We start from the raw sequence: 18,571 nt of genomic DNA, 5'->3' as shown, positions 1-18,571 counted from the left end.
ATCTATCGCACGCCGGTCAACATTCATGCCTAACGTTCTCGTTCCGAGACGGCGCGCCTCTCGCCTCCGCCGACCGGTTCCACCCGGCGGTCCGCGTCGCCGGGGCAGGCGACGGCGAGCACCACGGGGATCCGGCCCGCCGGGCGCCCGGCGTCGGTCGAAGCAGGCTGACCGGCTGTCGGATGACGCGGAATCTGTAGAGTCTGCCGCATGTCGATGCAGTCCGCGTCGCCCCCGGCCGACCTGCCGCGCGTGCAGGCCGGCGGCAGCCCGCAACACCTGCTGTTGACGTTGCTCGGCGACTACTGGTATGGCCAGCGCGCCCCGCTGCCCTCGGCGGCCCTGGTCGCACTGCTCGGCGAGTTCGATATCACCGAGGTCAGCGCCCGCGCCGCGCTGAGCCGGCTGGCCCGGCGCGGGCTGCTGGAGCAGTCGAAGTCCGGCCGACGCACCTCGTACGCCCTCAGCGAGCGGGCCGCCGGGGTGCTCACCGAGGGTCGTGGCCACATCCTGTCATTCGGTATCGAGCGGACACCCTGGACCGGCCGGTGGACCGTGGCCGCGTTCTCGGTGCCCGAGGACGACAGGTCCCGGCGGCACGCCCTGCGCACCCGGCTCGGCTGGCACGGCTTCGCGCCGCTCTACGACGGCCTCTGGGTCTCGCCGCACGAACGGGTGACCGAGGTGACGGCGATCCTCTCCGAGCTCGACATCGACCGGGCCACCGTCTTCACCGCCGAGCTGGCCGACGGCGGGCCGACCGGCGGCCATCCCATCAACGCCTGGGACCTGGCCGCCCTGCGGGCCGAGTACGAGCGGATCCTCGCCGCGTACGAGCCGGTCCGGCGACGGTGGCGCACCGGCCGGATCGGTACCGCCGAGGCCCTCGTCGCGCGGACCGCCCTGATGGACGACTGGCGCACCATGCCGAGCCTCGACCCGGAGCTGCCGACCGAGCTGCTTCCGGCGCACTGGCCCCGGGCGGCGGCCCGGGCGCTCTTCGTCGAGCTGTACGACGGCCTGACCGGACTGGCCGAACAGCGCGTGGTCCAGGTGGTCGCCGGGCACGACCCCGACCTCGCCGCGCTGGTGCGCACCCACACCAGCCGGACGGGCGATACGTGACACTAGTCTTGACGCTAGGCACGTAGATAGTCAGACTCGGTCCAGGCTCGAGGACGTCGGGCCACGCGTTTGCACCGGGCGACAGCAGCTACAGGGACCAGCGGGGAGACCGGATGGCCGAGCCAGCGTCGATCGTCGTGCGCCGTCGTCTCGAGTGGTCGGACACCGACCCGGCGGACCGGTGGCACTACGGGGTGGTCCTGCGGTTCGTTGAGAGCGCCGAGAAGGAGCTGCAGGACCAGCTCGGCGTCACGGCGGCGGACGCCCGCTGGATGCCCCGGGTGAACCTCACGGTCGACTACCTGGCAGCCCTGCACTTCGGCGAGATCGCCGAGACCACCCTGGCGGTGGAACACGTCGGGCGCGCCTCGCTGCGTTACGCCTTCACGGTGGCCCGGGACGGCACGACGCTGGCCCGGGGGACGCTGACCGTGGTGTGGATCGATGCCGACACGGGCCTGAGCAGTCCGTGGCCGGATCGGCTCCGCGCGCTGCTGACCGGGACCGGGGCGGCGGAGGGCTGAGGCATGCGGAGCACCATGGGCTCGATGCCGCTGTCCGTCGGGATGATGCTGCGCCGGGCCGCCGCGATGGGCCCGCACGCCCGGCTGGTCGGATACACCGAGGCCGGCCGGGCGGAGTGCGGCTGGCCCGAGCTGGCCAGTCGGGCACACCGGCTGGCCAACGCGCTGGCCGCGCTCGGTGTCCGCCCGGGCGACCGGGTCGGCACGTACGCCTGCAACGGACTACCCCACCTGGAGTTGTGTTACGGCGTGCCACTGGCCGGAGCGGTGCTGCAACCACTGAATACCCGCCTGCACCCGGACCAGGTGGCGGCGATCGCCGCGCACGCCGAGGACCGGATGATTTTCGTGACGGCGTCCCTGACGGGACAGTTCGCGCCGATCCGGAGCCGGCTCCCCGGCGTCCGGCACTACGTCGTGCTGCCGGACGGCAGCGCACCGCATCCGGACTTCGCCGACGCGACCGACTACGAGCAGCTCCTGGCGAGCGCGCCGGAGGACGAGCCGGCGGAGGTGGACGAGTGGAGCGCGGCGTGCCTCTGCTACACCGGTGGCACCACCGGCCGTCCGAAGGGCGTGGTGTACTCGCACCGGTCACTGGCCCTGCACGCGATGAGCGGCCTGTTCGTCGACTCGTTCGCCATCCGGGAACGCGACATCGTGCTCCCGCTGACCCCGCTCTTCCACGCCCTGTCCTGGGGCATGCCGTACTCGGCGGCGCTGGCCGGAGCCGGTCTGGTCCTCGCCGGTTCCGACACCAGCCCGGCCACCGTCGTACGCCTCGTCCGGGACGAGCGGGTGACCGTCGCGGCCGGGGTGCCGACCTTCTGGCTCGCCGTCGACCAGCTCGCACCGGGCCCGGACGACCTGGCCGGCCTGGACCGGATCCTCTGCGGCGGTTCGGCGATCCCGCTGGAGCTGATCCAGCGCTACCAGCGGCGCGGCGTCGCGATGCGGCAGGGCTGGGGCATGACCGAGATGTCGCCGTCCGGCAACCTGACCATGGTCCGCCGGCACCTGGAGGATCGGCCGGAGCAATTCCGGCAGGCGCTGCACGCCACCCAGGGGGTGCCAACCGCCGGGGTAGAGCTGCGGGTGGTCGACCCGGACGGCGTGGTGCTGCCGCACGACGGGCGGTCCGCCGGTGAGATCGAGGTACGCGGGCCGTGGGTCACCGAGTCGTACCACCAGCCGGAGGACGACGCCAACACCGCCCGGTTCCGGGACGGCTGGCTGCGCACCGGCGACATCGGCACCGTCGACGGCGACGGCTACCTCCGCCTGCTCGACCGCGCCAAGGATCTGGTCAAGTCGGGCGGCGAATGGATCAGCTCGATCGAACTGGAGAACCACCTCATGGACCACCCGGCGGTGGCCCAGGCCATGGTCATCGCCGTACCGCATCCGACCTGGGGCGAACGGCCCGCCGCGCTCGTCGTCGCGTGCGCCGAGGTCACCGCCGACGCGCTCGTCGCGCACCTGCGCCCCCGGGTGGCGAGCTGGTGGCTGCCCGACATCGTCCGGTTCGTCGACACGCTGCCGACGACGGCGACCGGCAAGTTCGACAAGTTGACGGCCCGCCGGACCTGGCAGGACGTGCTGGCGGCGGAGCTCACCCCGGCGACGCGGGAAGGACAGCCATGAGCGAGCGGAGCGAGCGAATCGGCCAGCTCAGTGCGACGGTGCCTCATGACGGCACGAAGCGAAGCGGAGTGCCGGCATGAGCGGATTGTTGGCGGACCGGGTCGCGGTGGTCACCGGCGCGGCGCGCGGGATCGGCAGGGCGACCGCGGAACTGCTCGCCGAGCACGGTGCCCGGGTGGTCTGCGCCGACCTGGACGGCGACGCCCTCGCCCGCACCGTCGAGTCACTCGGCGGTCGCGGGGTAGCGGTCGCGGCCGACCTGACCGCGCCGACGGCGCCGGCCAAGGTCGTCGCCCGCGCGGTGGACGAGTACGGGCGGCTCGACATCGTGGTCAACAATGCCGGCTACACCTGGGACGGCATCTTCCACAAGATGACCGAAGAGCAGCTCACCGCCATGCTCGACATCCACCTCACGGCGCCGTTCCGGCTGCTGCGCGCCGCCGCGCCGGTGCTGCGCGAGGCCGCCAAGCGCGACGCCGCAGAGGGTGGCGAGGTCTTCCGCAAGGTGGTCAACGTGACCTCGATCGCCGGCACGATGGGCAACGTCGGCCAGGCCAACTACGCCGCCGCCAAGGCGGCGCTGATCGGCCTCACCAGGACGCTCGCCAAGGAGTGGGGCCCGTTGAGGATCAACGTCAACGCGGTGGCGTTCGGCTTCGTGCAGACCCGGCTGACCGCCGACGCCGCCGAGGCCGGCACCTTCGACCACGGTGACCACCGGATCCCGCTGGGCATCCCCGGCGCCGTGCGGGAACAGGCCGCGGCGCGCATCCCGCTGGGCCGGCCCGCCACCCCGGCGGAGGCGGCCGGCGGGATCTTCCTGCTCTGTTCGCCGTGGTCGAACTTCGTCCACGGCCAGGTACTCACCGTCGCCGGTGGGCAGGCCGAAGGGATGAGCTGAGATGCGACCCGCCAGACAACCCGCCGACCTCGCCAGGAACCGGTGATGCGGCTCTCCGACGTGGCGATGCCGGTCAACCTGGTCTGGTCCTCGCCGTTCTGCCGCTGGCAGGGTCCGCTCGCCGAGATGTCCAGCGTGGACCTGGCGGTCGACGTGACCGGCCGGGCGCTGACCAGGGGCGGGATGCCGACCTCCGAGATCAGCCAGGTCGCCTTCGGCACCACCGTGCCGCAGCCGGCATCCTTCTACGGCGTCACCACCATCACCCCGCGGCTCGGGCTCGGCACCGTCACCGGTCCGACCATCGCTCAGGCCTGCGCCACCTCGGTGGCGGTGGTGCAGTCCGCCGCCGTCCAGGTCGAACTCGACGCCCACCGTACCGTGCTCGCGCTGGCCGCCGACCGCACGAGCAACGGCCCGCTGCTGGTCTGGTCGGCCCAGCGCAGCCCGGGCGCGGCGCCCCGGACCGAGCACTGGGTGCTGGACCCGATGCGGCACGACCCCAACACCGGCCAGTCCATGCTCGACACCGCCGAGCACGTGGCCGCCGAGGAGGGTTACTCCCGCGCCGAGATCGACGCTGTCACGCTGCTGCGCCACGAGCAGTACCGGTCATCCGCCGCCCGGCGCTCCGGTTATCTGGTGGAGGTGCACGTGCCGGGCCGGCGCGGCGGCGTGGTGGTCGACGACGACCACGGCGTGCACGACACTACGGCCGACGGGCTCGCCGCGCTCTCCCCCGTCCGGCCGGACGGCGTCGTGACGTACGGGTCGCAGACCCATCCCGGCGACGGCACCGCCGGAGCGGTGCTCAGCACGGTCGACCGGGCCCGCGAACTCAGCGGCGGTACCGGGATCGCACGACTGCTCGCGACCGGCTTCGCCCGCACCGACCGAGCCCGGATGCCCCGGGCGCCACTGCCGGCCGCCCGCACCGCGCTCACCGCCGCCGGCCTCGACATCACCGGCATCGACGTGGTGACCACGCACAACCCGTTCGCCGTCAACGACCTCTACTTCGCCCGGCAGACCGGCTTCGCGCTGGACCGGATGAACCCGTACGGCTGCAGCCTGGTCTACGGGCACCCGCAGGGGCCCACCGGCCTGCGTGCGATCGCCGAGCTCGTCGCCGCGCTGCACGCCCGGGGCGGCGGACGCGGCCTGTTCACCGGATGCGCGGCCGGTGACACCGCCGGCGCCGTGGTGTTGGAGGTGACCGACTGATGACGTCGTTCGACGAATCCGTCGTCGGCCGCTGGAGCGAGCCACGCCCGTTCGATGTCACCCCGGCCGGCGTCGCTGCCTACGCCGACGCCGTCGGCGGGCCTTCCCCGGTCTACGCCGTCGTCCCCGCCATGGACCTGGTCTTCATGGTCGCCGACACCGCCGCCCCCACCGAGCTGCGCGCCAGGGTCGTGCACGGCCAGCAGGACATCTTCTTCCACCGCCGGCTGCCGGTCGGCGAGACGGTCACCGTCCGCGCCGCCGTGCTCGGGCTGCACGGCAAGCGCAGCGGCACGGTCGCCACCATCGGGGTGCAGACGTACGACGCCCACGGGGCGCTCCTGAACGAGCAGTACGTCACCGAGTTCTACCGCGGCGTACCGACCGACCTGCGGCTGGGCGCGCCCTCCCCCGCCCTGCCGGCCGACGCGCCCAGCGGCCCGCCGCTGCGTACCGCGACCGCACCTCTGCCGCTCGACCTGCCGCGTCGCTACGCCGACGCCTCCGGCGACCGCAACCCGATCCACCTCGACGACACGTTCGCCCGCGGCGCCGGGCTGCCCGGCGTCATCGTGCACGGTTTGGCCAGTCTCGCCGTCGCCGGCCACACCGTGCTCGCCGGCGGGGCCGAGCCGGCGCGGCTGAGCTGCCGCTTCACCCGGCCGGTCGCGCCCGGTGACGCCCTCACCACACGGGTCTGGGCAGACGGTCACGGATACCGGTTCGAGAGCGTGGACCGGGCCGGCGCCGTGGTGCTCGGCGCCGGCCTGGTCGAACTCGCCCGGCCCTGCGTCATGTGACAGTGGGCGTTGCCGCCGACACTGTCTGCGCCGTCACTGGCTGCACACCGCGCCGTTGACCGTGAACTGGGTCGGCGCCTGGTTCGCTCCGCTGTAGGTGCCCTGGACGCCGAACGTGACGCTCACCCCGACCCCGATCGCGGCGTTGTACGAGACGTTGCGAGCCGTCACCTGCGCGCCGGACTGGCTGACCGTGGCGTTCCAGGCGTTCGTCACCTGCTGGTTGCCCGGCCAGTTCCACTGCACAGTCCAGCCGTTGACGGCGGTGGTCGAAGTGTTGGCGACCGTCACGCTGGCGGTGAAGCCGCCGGTCCAGCTATTGGCCGTGTAGCCGACCCGGCAGGCACCTGCGGACGGCGGTGGAGTGGTCGTCGGCGGCACGCTCGGCGAGGATGTGGGCGTGCCGGTGGTCGGGTTCGGGGTCGGCGTTCCGCCGGCGAGGCCGAAGAACTGCACCGCCGCCTGTGCCATGCCACTCATCGGCAGGCTGTGGCCGGCACCGTTGACACTGATCGCCTCAAGCAGCGTGACACCGCCGCTGGTCCAGCGCCGCCGGTTCCAGTTCGCCTGGGGTGTGTCCGTGGAGGTCGGCGTGAGACTCAGGCCGTGTACGTTGGTCCACTGGTCGACCGCCTCCTGAAGCAGTTGGAACGGCACGAGCGTGTCGTTGGTGCCGTGCCACAACTGGATAGGCGGGCGGGCACCGGTGTAGCCGGGATACGCCTGGCGCACGGCGTCGCCCCACTGCTGCGGCGTCCGGTCCATCCGCCCGTTGACACACTGGCTGTTCTGCGGCGGGAAGTCGGCCGCGTTGGCGAAGCAGTTGAACGGCACCCCCATGAACGCCGCACCCGCCTTGAAGACGTCCGGGTAGAGCGCGAGCATGGCGTTGGTCATCATGCCGCCGGACGAACTACCGGTCGCGTAGACCCGGTTCGGGTCACCGCCGTACTGCCGCTGGACGTACGTCACCATCGACACGATCGACACCGGGTCGCTCCCGCCGCCCCGGCGCTTGGACGCCGCCGACCAGACGTCGAAGCAGTTGCCGAAGCCCGCCTGCTGGGTCGCGGTCGGGTAGATCACGATAAACCCGTACCGGTCAGCCTGCGAGGCGAACTCGCTGCCCGAGTAGAAGCCTGGACCCGAGCCGCCGCAGCCGTGCATCGCCACCACGATCGGCGGGTTGGCGGGACGGGAGTCAGGCACGTACACGTGCATCCGCATGCCGCCCGGGTTGTCACCGAAGCTGGTCACCTCGACCAGGGACGCCGCCGTGGCCGGCGAAGCGAGCACGATCCCGGCGGTCGCCGCGAGCGCGGTGGAAGCCAACGCGACGAGTGCCACCCGGAGTCGGCGCCCGCTCCTTTCATTGATAGTCATCATTGAATCAAGCTAGCAACTTGGCTGACGGTCGTCAATAAAGTGTCTTTGAGTTCGCAGCGGGATCGCCCTTCCGGGTGACCGCCCTCGGAACCCATCGGCCCGCCCGCATCGTGGAGGCGGTTGGCGAACCCGAGTTCGCCGCCACCCGACGGGGTCGAAGTGCTTGCGAAGCATGGGTGCGAGTGCGGGCGAGGGTGCGTTGTCCCACCAGGCGCCGCACAGCGCAAACCTCAGGGCAGGGTGCCGGGTCCGCCCGTCGCCCTGCCCACCGAGCCCGCCGAGCCGCGGCCACACCGGTCCCGGTGACCGGCGCGGCCGGACGGATCCACACCGACAGGGGAACAGTATGTAGATCGAGAACGGCCGGACAGCACCGCCGCCCCCGCACGGCAGGACCGACGGGCAGGCCCTGACTGCCCCACTATCGAATGCTTGGCATTTCCATTGACGGTCGTCATATCGTCTCCTATATTTACTGACCATCATCGATGGCATCGGAGTGGTTGGCCTTGGGCTCGGTGGGTGCGCTGCCTTGTCTCACGAACGGGGGACCGTAAAGGGCATCCCGCACTGTGGCTCACACCCACCCGAGCCGTCGGACGCAACCGTGCCGGTGCCACGCCAGCGGACACCACCATCGGTGCGCGGCCGACACCGGCCACGCGGACCCCGGCCGGTCGATAGGCCTGGGTGCTGATGGCGCAACCTGAAGGAGGAACGTTGATTGGGAGAGCAGGGCGCAGACATCGCCCGACGATGCTGGCGCTGTCGGCCGCCGCAGCCGCTGCGGGCGCCGCGATGTTGGTAGCGACCGCGATGCCGTCCGGTGCCGCCACGCCGCACGACGCGCGCGCAGTCGGGTCGGGCACCGGAGCAGGCATCCTCGCGGCCACCGCCGGATGCGGTAGGGCACCAACGCTGACGAGCGGCACGCATTCGATACAGAGCGGCGGAAAAACCCGGAGCTTCGTGCTGAGGGTTCCCGACAACTACGACAACAACCGCCTCTACCGGCTGGTCTTCGGATTCCACTGGCTGGGCGGCAACGCCAACTCGGTGGTGAGCCAGAGCTACTACGGGCTCCTGCCACTGGCGAACAACAGCACGATCTTCGTCGCACCCGAGGGCCTCAACAATGGCTGGGCCAACTCCGGCGGTGAGGATGTGACCTTCACCGACGACATGATCAGAACCATCGAGAATGCCCTCTGCGTCGACACGACGCAGTTGTACTCCCTGGGTTTCAGCTACGGCGGCGGTATGAGCTATGCGCTGGCGTGTGCCCGGGCAAACGTCTTCCGCGCCGTCGCGATCTACGCCGGTGGCGTGATCAGCGGGTGCAATGGCGGCACCCAGCCCATCGCTTACCTTCAGGCGCACGGTCTCAGTGACAACGTGCTCAGCATCTCCGGCGGACGATCGATGCGCGACAGGTTCGTCAGGAACAACGGCTGCACTGCGGCAAGCCCGCCCGAGCCGGCGCAGGGCAGCGGCACGCACACGGAGTTCCACTACTCGGGATGCTCGGCCGGGCACCCGGTTGCCTGGTACGCGTTCGATGGAGGCCACACCCCCACTCCGCAGGACGCCGGCTCCAACGCGGCCTGGCTTCCCCAGGAGACGTGGACGTTCTTCACACAGTTCCCAAGCACGCCGACGCCGGGCCCGAGCACCCCGACACCGGGCCCAAGCACCCCGACGCCGGGCCCGACAACACCGACGCCTTCCACCGGCCAGTGTCGAGTCACCAGCACCATAAATGCCTGGAACACCGGCCTGACCGAGAGCATCACCATCACCAACACCAGCACCACGGCGGTCAACGGCTGGTCGCTCGTCTTCGCCCTGCCGAGCGGGCAGGTCATCACCTCAAGCTGGAACGCCAGCTACTCACCGGCCTCCGGACAGGTGACGGCCAGGAACGTTTCCTACAACGCCTCCATCGCACCCAACGCATCGGTCAGCATCGGCTTCCAGGCCACCCACACCGGCAACACCTCCAGGCCAACCTCATTCACTCTCAACGGCGCGGCCTGCACCCTCGCCTGACCGTCAGCGGAGACCTGGGGTGGAGCCCGACCGGGCCCCACCCCAGACCCTTCCGCTGAAGCTCTGTGGATCCGAGGGCATGTCTCCGGAAGCTACCCGGCCTGCCCTCCGGCGGCCGACAGGTGATAAGCCGTGGGCCGGGCGTCGCTCGCCGCGCCGCTCGTGGTGCCCCTCCTGCCGCACAGGGTCGTACCGGCCGTCCGCGACCGGCTGTCTCAGGTGAGTGTCGCCGCCGGGTACCCCGGTCGAGGTGACCGGGGTCCCGCGTCGGACGACCCGCCGGTCGACGGACCCGTACGGGTCAGCCGGGGGTACGGGTCGGGGTGATGCCGGACCGGACTCGCGCGGTAACCATCATGGGGTGGTGAGGTCGAATCGGCTTACGGTGACCGAGCCGCCGAGTGACTGGGTGGCGTGGTTGAAGATGCCGAAGCGGTAGCCCATGAAGAACTGCCAGGCGTTGTTGAGGGTGAAGGCCGACCCGAGGCTGGTGAAGTTGGTGCCGTTGGTGCTGTAGGAGAAGCGGGCCTGCCGACCGCTGCCGGGTCGGATGTCGGCGTTGACGCGTAGCCAGATCCGGCCGCCGGAGACGGCGGCGGACGCGCGTTCGGTGCCGGTGCCAGTGGTGTTCCAACTGCTGTCCATGGTGAGGCCGTCGGTCATCACCACCCGGGTGGTGCCGTTGTCGCGTTTGACGCCGATCCAGGCTGACTGGTCCCGGAGCATGGCCAGGCCGGTCCGGTCGCCGTCGCGCATCGTGGAGTAGTCCAGCTCGATGGTGGCGGTCGAGGATGGTCCCTGGATGCGGTGGGTCAGGGTGTTACGGGCGCTGTAGAGGTCGTTGGTGACGGTGGCGGTCTGTAGGCGCAGGCCGTTGTTGAGCGACCAGCGGGTGTTGTCGGGGACGTGGTTCCACTCGTACTGCGGACCGAGGGTCGTACCGGTGAAGGTGTCGGAACCGGTGAGAGGTTTGACCTGCCGGGTGGGCAGCGGGTTGGGGTAGCTGACGCCCCAGCCGCCGTTGACGGTCTGGATGCTGGGCCAGCCGTCACCGCTCCAGGTGATCGGGGCGAGAGCGGGGACCCGGCCGCCGGGGTAGGCGTCGACGAAGCTCATGTAGTACCAGGCGCCGGTCTGGGTCTGGACGAGGCCGCCCTGGTGGGGCACGCCGCCACCGGAGATCGGACCTGGCATGTTGAGCAGCACCTGGCGCATCTCGTACGGGCCCCACGGGTTGTCGGCCTTGAGGACGTACTGGCCGTTGGCGGGGCGGGTGAGCCAGATGTAGTAGCTGCCGTTGCGCTTGTAGAATCGGGCGCCCTCCAGGGTGCCGACGCTCGACGGGGTCTGGAACACCTGCTGCGCGCGGACCTGGGACAGGCCGTCGGCGGAGAGCTGCGCGACGCTGATCGTACCGTTGCCGTACGCGACGTACATGGTGTCGTTGTCGTCGACGAGCAGGCCGGCGTCGTAGTAGCAGTTGTTGATCCGGGAACGCTTCGTCCAGGGACCCTCCGCCGTGCTGGCGGTGTAGACGTAGGTACGGTTGAACTCGGTACAGCCGATCCAGTAGAAGGTGTTGTTGCTGCGCCGGTGGCCGAGGGTGGAGGCCCAGATACCCCGCACGTACGCCCGCCCGCCGGTCAGGCTGTAGGCGTTGTTCTCGAACTCGGCCAGGCTCGGCACCGAGTGGCCGGCGAACTCCCAGTTCACCAGGTCGTACGAACGCAGGATCGGCGCGCCCGGGGAGTAGTGCATGGTCGAGGCCGTCATGTAGTAGGCATCGTTCACCCGGATGACCTCGACATCGGCGAAGTCCTGCCACACCACCGGGTTCGTGTACGAGCCGCTGGGCGGCGGTGTGGTGGGGTCGCCGCCGCCGTTGACGCGGACGAGCTGCCACTGCTGGTTGGCACCGTTCCAGTCGTCGTACTGCACCACGTTTCCGCCGTCGGCTGTCGAGGCGTTCTGCACCTCCACCACCCGGTTACTGTTCCGGTTGACCAACCGCACGTAACCGCCATCCGAGTCAGCCAACCGGAACTGCTGGTTGGTCCCGTTGTGATCAGCCCACTGCACAATGCTGGCACCGTTCGCGGTGGAGAAGTTGGACACATCCAGGACCTTGCCCGAGTGCCGCGACTTCAACCGGTAGTAACCACCACCGGAGTCCACGAACTGCCACTGCTGCTGGTTACCGTCATTCCGCGTCCACTGCGTGATCCGCGCACCATCGCTGGTGGCCAGGTTGTAAACGTCCAACGCCTTGCCACTGTTCCGGTTGACCAACACGTACCAGGCACTGGTGTCCACCGTCGCCGCAGCGGCCGGCACCGAACCCACCGCCGCGGCACCACTGCCCACCAGCACCGCCACCGCCACCGCCGCGACAACCCGCGGCAACCACCTCGACCGCGGCGGCGCAGGCCGCGAAAACCCGCCTAAAATACCCATTATCCCCCTCCAATTGGCGATACTCGGGCTGACCGCCCGACCGGCGGGTACACCGCGGCGCACGGGAGCGGCCCGCCCCACCGGCTGATGTAGAACGCTCACAGGGTGTGCGGATGCCCTGACGCACGCCCCGAGCGGAGGTACGACGAGGTGGCCCGCCCGGTGAGCCGCCTTTCACGTCGCCCTCGCCCATCGACTGTGAGCGATAACATGCTCGCCGTCAAGTTGTGACGGCGCTGCACGATCGATACAGCCAGGCAATCGCTTTCTGCCGCCGTTGCCATCGCCCACTACCGCCTCCTGGGGGGCGAGCGCTCCCGCCGGCCCATACGGGGGCGGGATACGGCCACCAGACGGGAACGTGATCATACTTCTACCTTTTCGCCCGGACTTCGGTCGTGTGTCGTACCGGCAACGGCAGGCTTGCGGGCGCGCTACCGGAGGAGGTATGTTACCGCTCACATCGACGCCTGCGCATGACATCACCGACGTTTGCCCGTCCGCTACCGGTCAGGTAACGACGTCGGTCTGAGCGGTCCCTGACGGCACCGCCGGTTCGCCGGCCGCCCGGACAACGCCTAGCGCTTCCGTGGGCTCCGGAAGCGCCTTGAGACCCGCTCGGTCCGACGCCTGCCCGCGACGACAGGTTCGGGCAACGAGGAAGGGTCTCCACCACTGCCGCCCCACGTTCGACCGCACGCCAGGTGGTCAGAAAGGTCAACATCGTGGCGATAACCCGACGAGAGTTCACCCTGGGGGCCCTCGCCTCCACGGCACTCACCGCGACCGGTCTGGCCGTCAGCCCCAGAGCCGCGCTGGCCGCGACATACACCGCCTACGCCATGACCTACTTCACCGAGTCGCCGAACCAGAGCGGCGCCAACTACGGCCTGCACGTCGCGGTGAGCCGGGACGGGCTCACCTGGACCCCGCTTAACCAGAACAATCCGGTCGTCACGCCGACCGCCGGCGACCTGGGTCTGCGCGACCCCTACATCTTCCGCAAGCAGGACGGCACCTTCGTGGTGGTCGCGACCGACCTGTACGGCACCAACTTCGACCGCAACAGCCAGTACCTACACGTGTACGACTCGACGGACCTGACGAGCTTCACCGGGTACCGGCGGCTCCGCATGCACACCTACACCAACGTCCACACCTGGGCGCCCACGGTCTTCTGGGACGCGGGGCGCGGCCAGTACGCCATCGTCTACTCGGCCAACACCACCACGGACCTGTTCCTGGTGAACTACACCTCCGACTTCCGCACCGTCAGCGGGCCGCAGACCTACTTCAGCCCGGGATTCCCCATTCTCGACGCGGACATCCGGGTCAGCGGCGGCGTCACGTACCTGTTCTACAAGAACCTCTCGAACGGGAACCTGTACGGGGCGCGGTCCAGCACCGGCGCGCCGAACAGCTTCACCACCTATACCAGCGGCCTGCGGCAGGGCAACGCCATCGAGGGAGCGCACCTGGTCCCGCGCAACGACGGCGGCGCCTGGTGGCTGTGGGGTGACTCGTTCTCCCCGGTCAACAACGACATGTACCTATGGTCCACCGACAACGTCGGCGGCAACTCCTGGTCGGTGCTGAACCAGCGCGACTACACTCCGCCGCTGAACTCCAAGCACGGCTCGATCACCGGGATCACCGACGCCGAATACAACGCTGCGGTCAGCCGCTGGGGTACCCCGAACTGGGTCCGGCTGAAGTCCTCCAACTTCCCCGACTACTTCGTACGGCACGCCAACAACGCGGTCCGGATCGACCCGTACCCGTTCGAGTCGTACCAGGACCAGATGTGGCGGACGGTCCCCGGCCTCGCCGACTCGGCCGGCGTCTCCTTCGAGTCGGTGAACCGCCCCGGCCACTACATCCGGCACAGCGGCTACGTTGCACGGCTCGACCCTAACGACAACAGCTCGACCTTCCGCGCCGACGCCACCTTCTACCGCACCGCGGGGCTGGCCGACAACTCGTGGTCGTCGTTCCGCTCGTACAACGTGCCCGACCGTTACCTTCGGCACGCCGGCTACCTGCTGCGCATCGACCCGCTCAGCGCGAGTTCCAGCGCGGCGGATCGGCAGGACGCCACCTTCCGCGTCACCTCGTAGTCACCACCGCCGGGCCGGGGCATCTGCCAGCCGGCCCGGCTCCCCGCCCGCCCTGACCGACCAGTGGCCGCCGTCCCGCCCGGCCGGCCACTCCGCGCTACAGGAGAACCACCATGCCGTTACCCCCCATGAGCCGGCGCCGGCTGTTGCAGGCCGCCGGCGCCGCCACCGTCGCGACAGCCGCCGGTACCGCCACTGTCGCCACAGCCGCCGGGCCGGCGATCGCTGGTGCCCGGGCAGCCGCCGCGCTCCCCCCGGTCCGGCCGGACATCGGGGTCTCCGCGTACCCGTTCGAGCTGGGCCAGGTACGGCTGACCGACAGCCGATGGCTGGACAACCAGAACAGGACGATGAGCTACCTGCGTTTCGTCAACGTCGACCGGCTGCTCTACAACTTCCGGGCCAACCACCGGTTGTCCACCAACGGCGCCGCCTCGAACGGCGGCTGGGACGCACCGTCGTTTCCCTTCCGCACGCACATGCAGGGGCACTTCCTGACCGCCTGGGCGCAGGCGTACGCCGTGCTCGGCGACACCACCTGCCGGGACAAGGCCAACTACATGGTGGCCGAACTCGCCAAGTGTCAGGCCAACAACGGCGCCGCCGGCTTCAACACCGGTTACCTCTCCGGTTTCCCCGAAGCGGACTTCACCGCCCTCGAGGCGCGCACGTTGAGCAACGGCAACGTGCCGTACTACGTCATCCACAAGACCCTGGCCGGCCTGCTCGACGTGTGGCGCCACCTCGGCAACAACCAGGCCCGCGACGTGCTGCTGGCGCTCGCCGGCTGGGTCGACTGGCGCACCGGCCGGCTGACCTCCAGCCAGATGCAGAACATGCTCGGCACCGAGTTCGGCGGGATGAACGCCGTACTCACCGACATCTACCAACAGACCGGCGACGGCCGTTGGCTGACCACGGCGCAACGGTTCGACCACGCCGCCGTGTTCAACCCGTTGGCGGCCAACTCCGACCAGCTCAACGGGCTGCACGCCAACACGCAGGTCCCGAAGTGGGTGGGCGCCGCCCGGGAGTACAAGGCCACCGGCACCACCCGCTACCGGGACATCGCCGGCAACGCCTGGAACATCTGCGTCGGCGCGCACACGTACGCGATCGGCGGCAACAGCCAGGCCGAGCACTTCCGCCCACCGAACGCCATCGCCGGGTACCTCCGCCAGGACACCTGCGAGCACTGCAACACCTACAACATGCTCAAGCTGACCCGGGAGCTGTGGCTGCTGGACCCCAACCGGGCGGCGTACTTCGACTTCTACGAGCGGGCCCTGCTCAACCACATCATCGGGGCGCAGAATCCGGCCGACAGCCACGGGCACATCACCTACTTCACCCCGCTCAACCCGGGCGGCCGACGTGGCGTGGGTCCGGCGTGGGGCGGCGGCACCTGGAGCACCGACTACAACTCCTTCTGGTGCTGCCAGGGCACCGGTATCGAGGTCAACACGGCGCTGATGGACTCCATCTACTTCCACAACGGCACCACGCTGTCCGTGAACCTGTTCATGCCATCGGTACTCAACTGGGCCCAGCGCGGTATCACCGTGACCCAGACCACCAGCTACCCGGTCAGCGACACCAGCACCCTCACCCTGTCCGGCACGATGAGCGGTTCGTGGAGCATCCGGGTACGGATCCCGGCCTGGACCACCGGTGCGACGATCAGTGTCAACGGCACGGTGCAGAGCATCGCCACCACCCCGGGAAGCTACGCCACCATCACCCGCACCTGGTCCGCGGGTGACACCATCACCGTCCGCCTGCCCATGCGGGTCATCATGCAGGCCGCCAACGACAACCCGAATGTCGCCGCGGTCACCTACGGCCCGGTCGTGCTCTCCGGGAACTACGGCAACACCGCCCTGAACGCCCTGCCGGCACTCACCGTCTCGTCGGTCACCCGGACCAGCGGCACGTCGCTGGCCTTCACCGCCGCCGCGAACGGCGGCACGGTCAACCTGGGTCCCTTCTACGACGCGCACGGGCACAACTACACGGTTTACTGGAGCACCAACGGCGGCGACCCCGCTGCTGCCAGCCATCGGCTGGTCAACGTCGGCACGGGCCTGGTCCTCGGCATCCAGGACATGTCCACCGCCGACGGCGGACTCGCCGTCCAGTGGGGCGACACCGGCACCGCCGACCACAACTGGGTGGTCGTCACCGAGGGCAGCGCCATCAAGCTACGCAACGCCAACAGCGGCAAGGTGCTCGGTGTGCAGGACATGTCCACCGCCGACAACGCCCGCGTCCTGCAATGGTCCGACAACGGTACCGCCGACCACCTGTGGACGCTCCTGGACCAGGGCGACGGGACCTACAAGATCCGCAACGTGCACAGCGGCAAGCTGCTCGGCATCCTCAACGGCTCCACCGCCTGGGGAGCGCAAGCCGTGCAGGACCCCGACAACGGCAGCGCCGACAACCGCTGGCGGCTCGTCCGCAACACCTGAACCATCCGCGACGGCCGGGCACCCGGGCCGGTGAGATCGGAGGCAGCCCGCGCCATCGGCGACAGGGTCGGTAGCTAGACGAGTCCGGTGTGGAGGAGCGCGCTCCGCTCCTCCACACCGGACCAGTCTGCTATCGCGCGAGGAGCCACCGGAGGATCGACGAGTCCTCGTACGCCGGGCCGACGGCCGCGTGGTAGTCCGGCTGGGCGTACGCTTCAGGAACTCCGGGTAGCGGATCAGGTCCGCCGCTCCAGCGGGATCGACTCCGGCGGCGACGTACGCGTCACGCGGGCGCCGCGGTCTCGCCGGCCGAACGCGACCAGCCATCGCTCCCCCGACCGGAGAACAGGCCGACGGCCGGAATGAATCCCAGGTTTCAGGACCATGCCGTCCCTACGTCTTGACATGGCATTGGGCGGCGCGCATTCTCCTGCTAAATCAATTTAGCCGAACGCTTTCCGGACAGCCGCCGGGCGCGGGCGGTGTGTTCGGGCCGGCTGCGCTGGCCGGGCGGCCGCGTCCGGGAGGAAGGGATCTGGATGAAGCTACGAAAAGGGGTGGTCGGCACGCTCGTCTCCGTGCTGACGCTCGCCGCTACGGGTACGGCGTACGGAAGCCTGGGTGACCCGAGCACCTCGGAGAAGGGTGTCCGGAGCGTCACGCCGATCACCACGGTCTACACATACGGGCAGAAGGTGTCCGCGGTGGCGGTCGAGTACGGCGCGACGGTCAACCCACGCACGGTGGACAAGACGACGTTCGGAGTGTCGGACACGATCTACAACTTCCGGTTCAACCCCATCGAGGACCTCCCGAAGCTGGCCGACCGGACCGTCACCCACACCTACACCAACAGCGCACCGACGACCCGCCCGGACCGCCGATCGGTGCCGGGCAGGTACGTCATCGTCGAGCTGAATCCCGCCGACCCCGGCGGCTGGACGGTCATCGTCTCCAAGTGCCCGACCTTCCTCTGTACCGTGAAGGTGAATCCTGAACTCCCGACCCGGGTGGTGCAGCGGAAGGACGTCCACGGCCAACCGGGGCACGGGTCGGGTAAGGGTCCGGTGCTCGCCAAAGCCGCTCCGCACCGCTCTCTCGGCGTCACCGGGAAGCCGGTCAACCTACTCGTCGACGAGTTCACGTACGGCTCGTTCCTGAGCGGCGGGATGGTGCTGCCCTACCACTACCACCTGCCGAAGGACTACCAGGCCGGCAGAAGATATCCACTCGTCGTTGTCCTGCCCGGTCACGGCATGGGCTGGGACGGAGACAACCTGGGCGTCCAGATCGCCGCCGACATCCCCGCGACCGCGTGGCTGCAGCCGAGCTGGACCGGCAGCAGTGAGGACGTGATCGTCCTGGCTCCGCAGAACCAGCGGGTCGGTGCCGCTACCGAGGCCGACCTGCTGGTCAAGCTGCTCGACCAGTTCGTCCGCGACTTCGGCGTGGACACCCGACGGGTGTACGCGACGACCGTCTCCTACGGCTCCAGGCTGCTGTGGGAGGCATTCGCGAAACGTCCGGAGCTGTTCGCCGCCGGCTTGCTCACCGGTGGTTTTCAGGTCAGCGCGGAGCAGGCGGCCGCGATCGCGAACGCCGAGATTCCGCTCTGGATCACGCACGGCGTCCACGACCACCTGCTCAACGTCTCGGGAGCGCGCAACTCTGCCGCGGCGTTGCGCGAGGCGTACACGGGGCGGGGGAAGACCCCGGAGCAGGCGGCCGCTCTCGTGCGCTACACCGAGTACGAGGACGAGGCCTTCTCGCTGCCGGACTACCACGCGGCGTTCGGACCGACGTACGAGGATCGCGGGATCCTACGCTGGCTGCTGGGCCAGACGAAACCGTCGGCGTAGTACCCGGTCGGCCC

12 protein-coding genes are annotated in these 18,571 nt (G+C 69.7%); 10 read left to right on the top strand and 2 right to left on the bottom strand.

Annotated features, from left to right (window positions below; all coding sequences use genetic code 11):
* Positions 1–210: 210 nt before the first annotated feature.
* The 6 genes from AAH979_RS23435 to AAH979_RS23410 all read left to right on the top strand — a co-directional run bounded on the left by AAH979_RS23435 (position 211) and on the right by AAH979_RS23410 (position 6,221).
* Positions 211–1,125, top strand: coding sequence for a PaaX family transcriptional regulator C-terminal domain-containing protein (locus AAH979_RS23435; RefSeq protein ID WP_346260265.1), 915 nt, complete (start codon positions 211–213; stop codon positions 1,123–1,125).
* Between the two features lie 113 nt (positions 1,126–1,238).
* Complete coding sequence (locus tag AAH979_RS23430) at positions 1,239–1,649, top strand: thioesterase family protein (RefSeq protein ID WP_346260264.1); 411 nt, start codon at positions 1,239–1,241, stop codon at positions 1,647–1,649.
* 3 nt (positions 1,650–1,652) lie between these two features.
* Positions 1,653–3,293, top strand: coding sequence for a long-chain-fatty-acid--CoA ligase (locus AAH979_RS23425; protein WP_346260263.1), 1,641 nt, complete (start codon positions 1,653–1,655; stop codon positions 3,291–3,293).
* A gap of 76 nt (positions 3,294–3,369) precedes the next feature.
* Positions 3,370–4,197, top strand: coding sequence for an SDR family oxidoreductase (locus tag AAH979_RS23420; RefSeq protein ID WP_346260262.1), 828 nt, complete (start codon positions 3,370–3,372; stop codon positions 4,195–4,197).
* Between the two features lie 45 nt (positions 4,198–4,242).
* The gene (locus AAH979_RS23415) at positions 4,243–5,421 is read left to right on the top strand and encodes a thiolase family protein (protein ID WP_346260261.1); all 1,179 of its coding nucleotides are present in this window, start codon (positions 4,243–4,245) and stop codon (positions 5,419–5,421) included.
* Positions 5,421–6,221 (top strand): MaoC/PaaZ C-terminal domain-containing protein, encoded by an 801-nt coding sequence (locus AAH979_RS23410; protein ID WP_346260260.1) that lies wholly within the window; start codon positions 5,421–5,423, stop codon positions 6,219–6,221. The genes AAH979_RS23415 and AAH979_RS23410 overlap by 1 nt, the downstream gene beginning before the upstream one ends.
* Before the next feature lie 33 nt (positions 6,222–6,254).
* Here AAH979_RS23410 and AAH979_RS23405 read toward each other — a convergent pair whose 3' ends face one another.
* Complete coding sequence (locus AAH979_RS23405; protein WP_346260259.1) at positions 6,255–7,607, bottom strand: PHB depolymerase family esterase; 1,353 nt, start codon at positions 7,605–7,607, stop codon at positions 6,255–6,257.
* A gap of 756 nt (positions 7,608–8,363) precedes the next feature.
* Here AAH979_RS23405 and AAH979_RS23400 point away from each other — a divergent pair.
* Positions 8,364–9,656: a cellulose binding domain-containing protein gene (locus AAH979_RS23400; RefSeq protein WP_346260258.1), complete on the top strand. Its 1,293-nt coding sequence runs from the start codon at positions 8,364–8,366 to the stop codon at positions 9,654–9,656.
* A 354-nt stretch (positions 9,657–10,010) separates the two neighbouring features.
* On the opposite strand, the gene AAH979_RS23395 is transcribed toward AAH979_RS23400, so the two are convergent.
* Positions 10,011–12,110 (bottom strand): family 43 glycosylhydrolase, encoded by a 2,100-nt coding sequence (locus AAH979_RS23395; RefSeq protein WP_346260257.1) that lies wholly within the window; start codon positions 12,108–12,110, stop codon positions 10,011–10,013.
* A 725-nt stretch (positions 12,111–12,835) separates the two neighbouring features.
* Between AAH979_RS23395 and AAH979_RS23390 the strand changes: the two genes are divergently transcribed.
* From AAH979_RS23390 to AAH979_RS23380, 3 genes are all read left to right on the top strand, one after another.
* Complete coding sequence (locus tag AAH979_RS23390) at positions 12,836–14,227, top strand: glycoside hydrolase family 43 protein (protein WP_346260256.1); 1,392 nt, start codon at positions 12,836–12,838, stop codon at positions 14,225–14,227.
* A gap of 113 nt (positions 14,228–14,340) precedes the next feature.
* Positions 14,341–16,698 (top strand): beta-L-arabinofuranosidase domain-containing protein, encoded by a 2,358-nt coding sequence (locus AAH979_RS23385; RefSeq protein ID WP_346260255.1) that lies wholly within the window; start codon positions 14,341–14,343, stop codon positions 16,696–16,698.
* Positions 16,699–17,237: 539 nt separating this feature from the next.
* Entirely contained in the window at positions 17,238–18,557 is a 1,320-nt protein-coding gene (locus AAH979_RS23380; RefSeq protein ID WP_346260254.1) for a hypothetical protein, read from the top strand.
* Positions 18,558–18,571: the final 14 nt, after the last annotated feature.

The sequence above is a fragment of the Plantactinospora sp. ZYX-F-223 genome, from assembly GCF_039649625.1.
Taxonomy (GTDB): Bacteria; Actinomycetota; Actinomycetes; order Mycobacteriales; family Micromonosporaceae; genus Plantactinospora.
The sequence above is the reverse complement of the archived record's forward strand: the minus strand, read 5'-3'. Positions and strand labels throughout refer to the sequence as shown.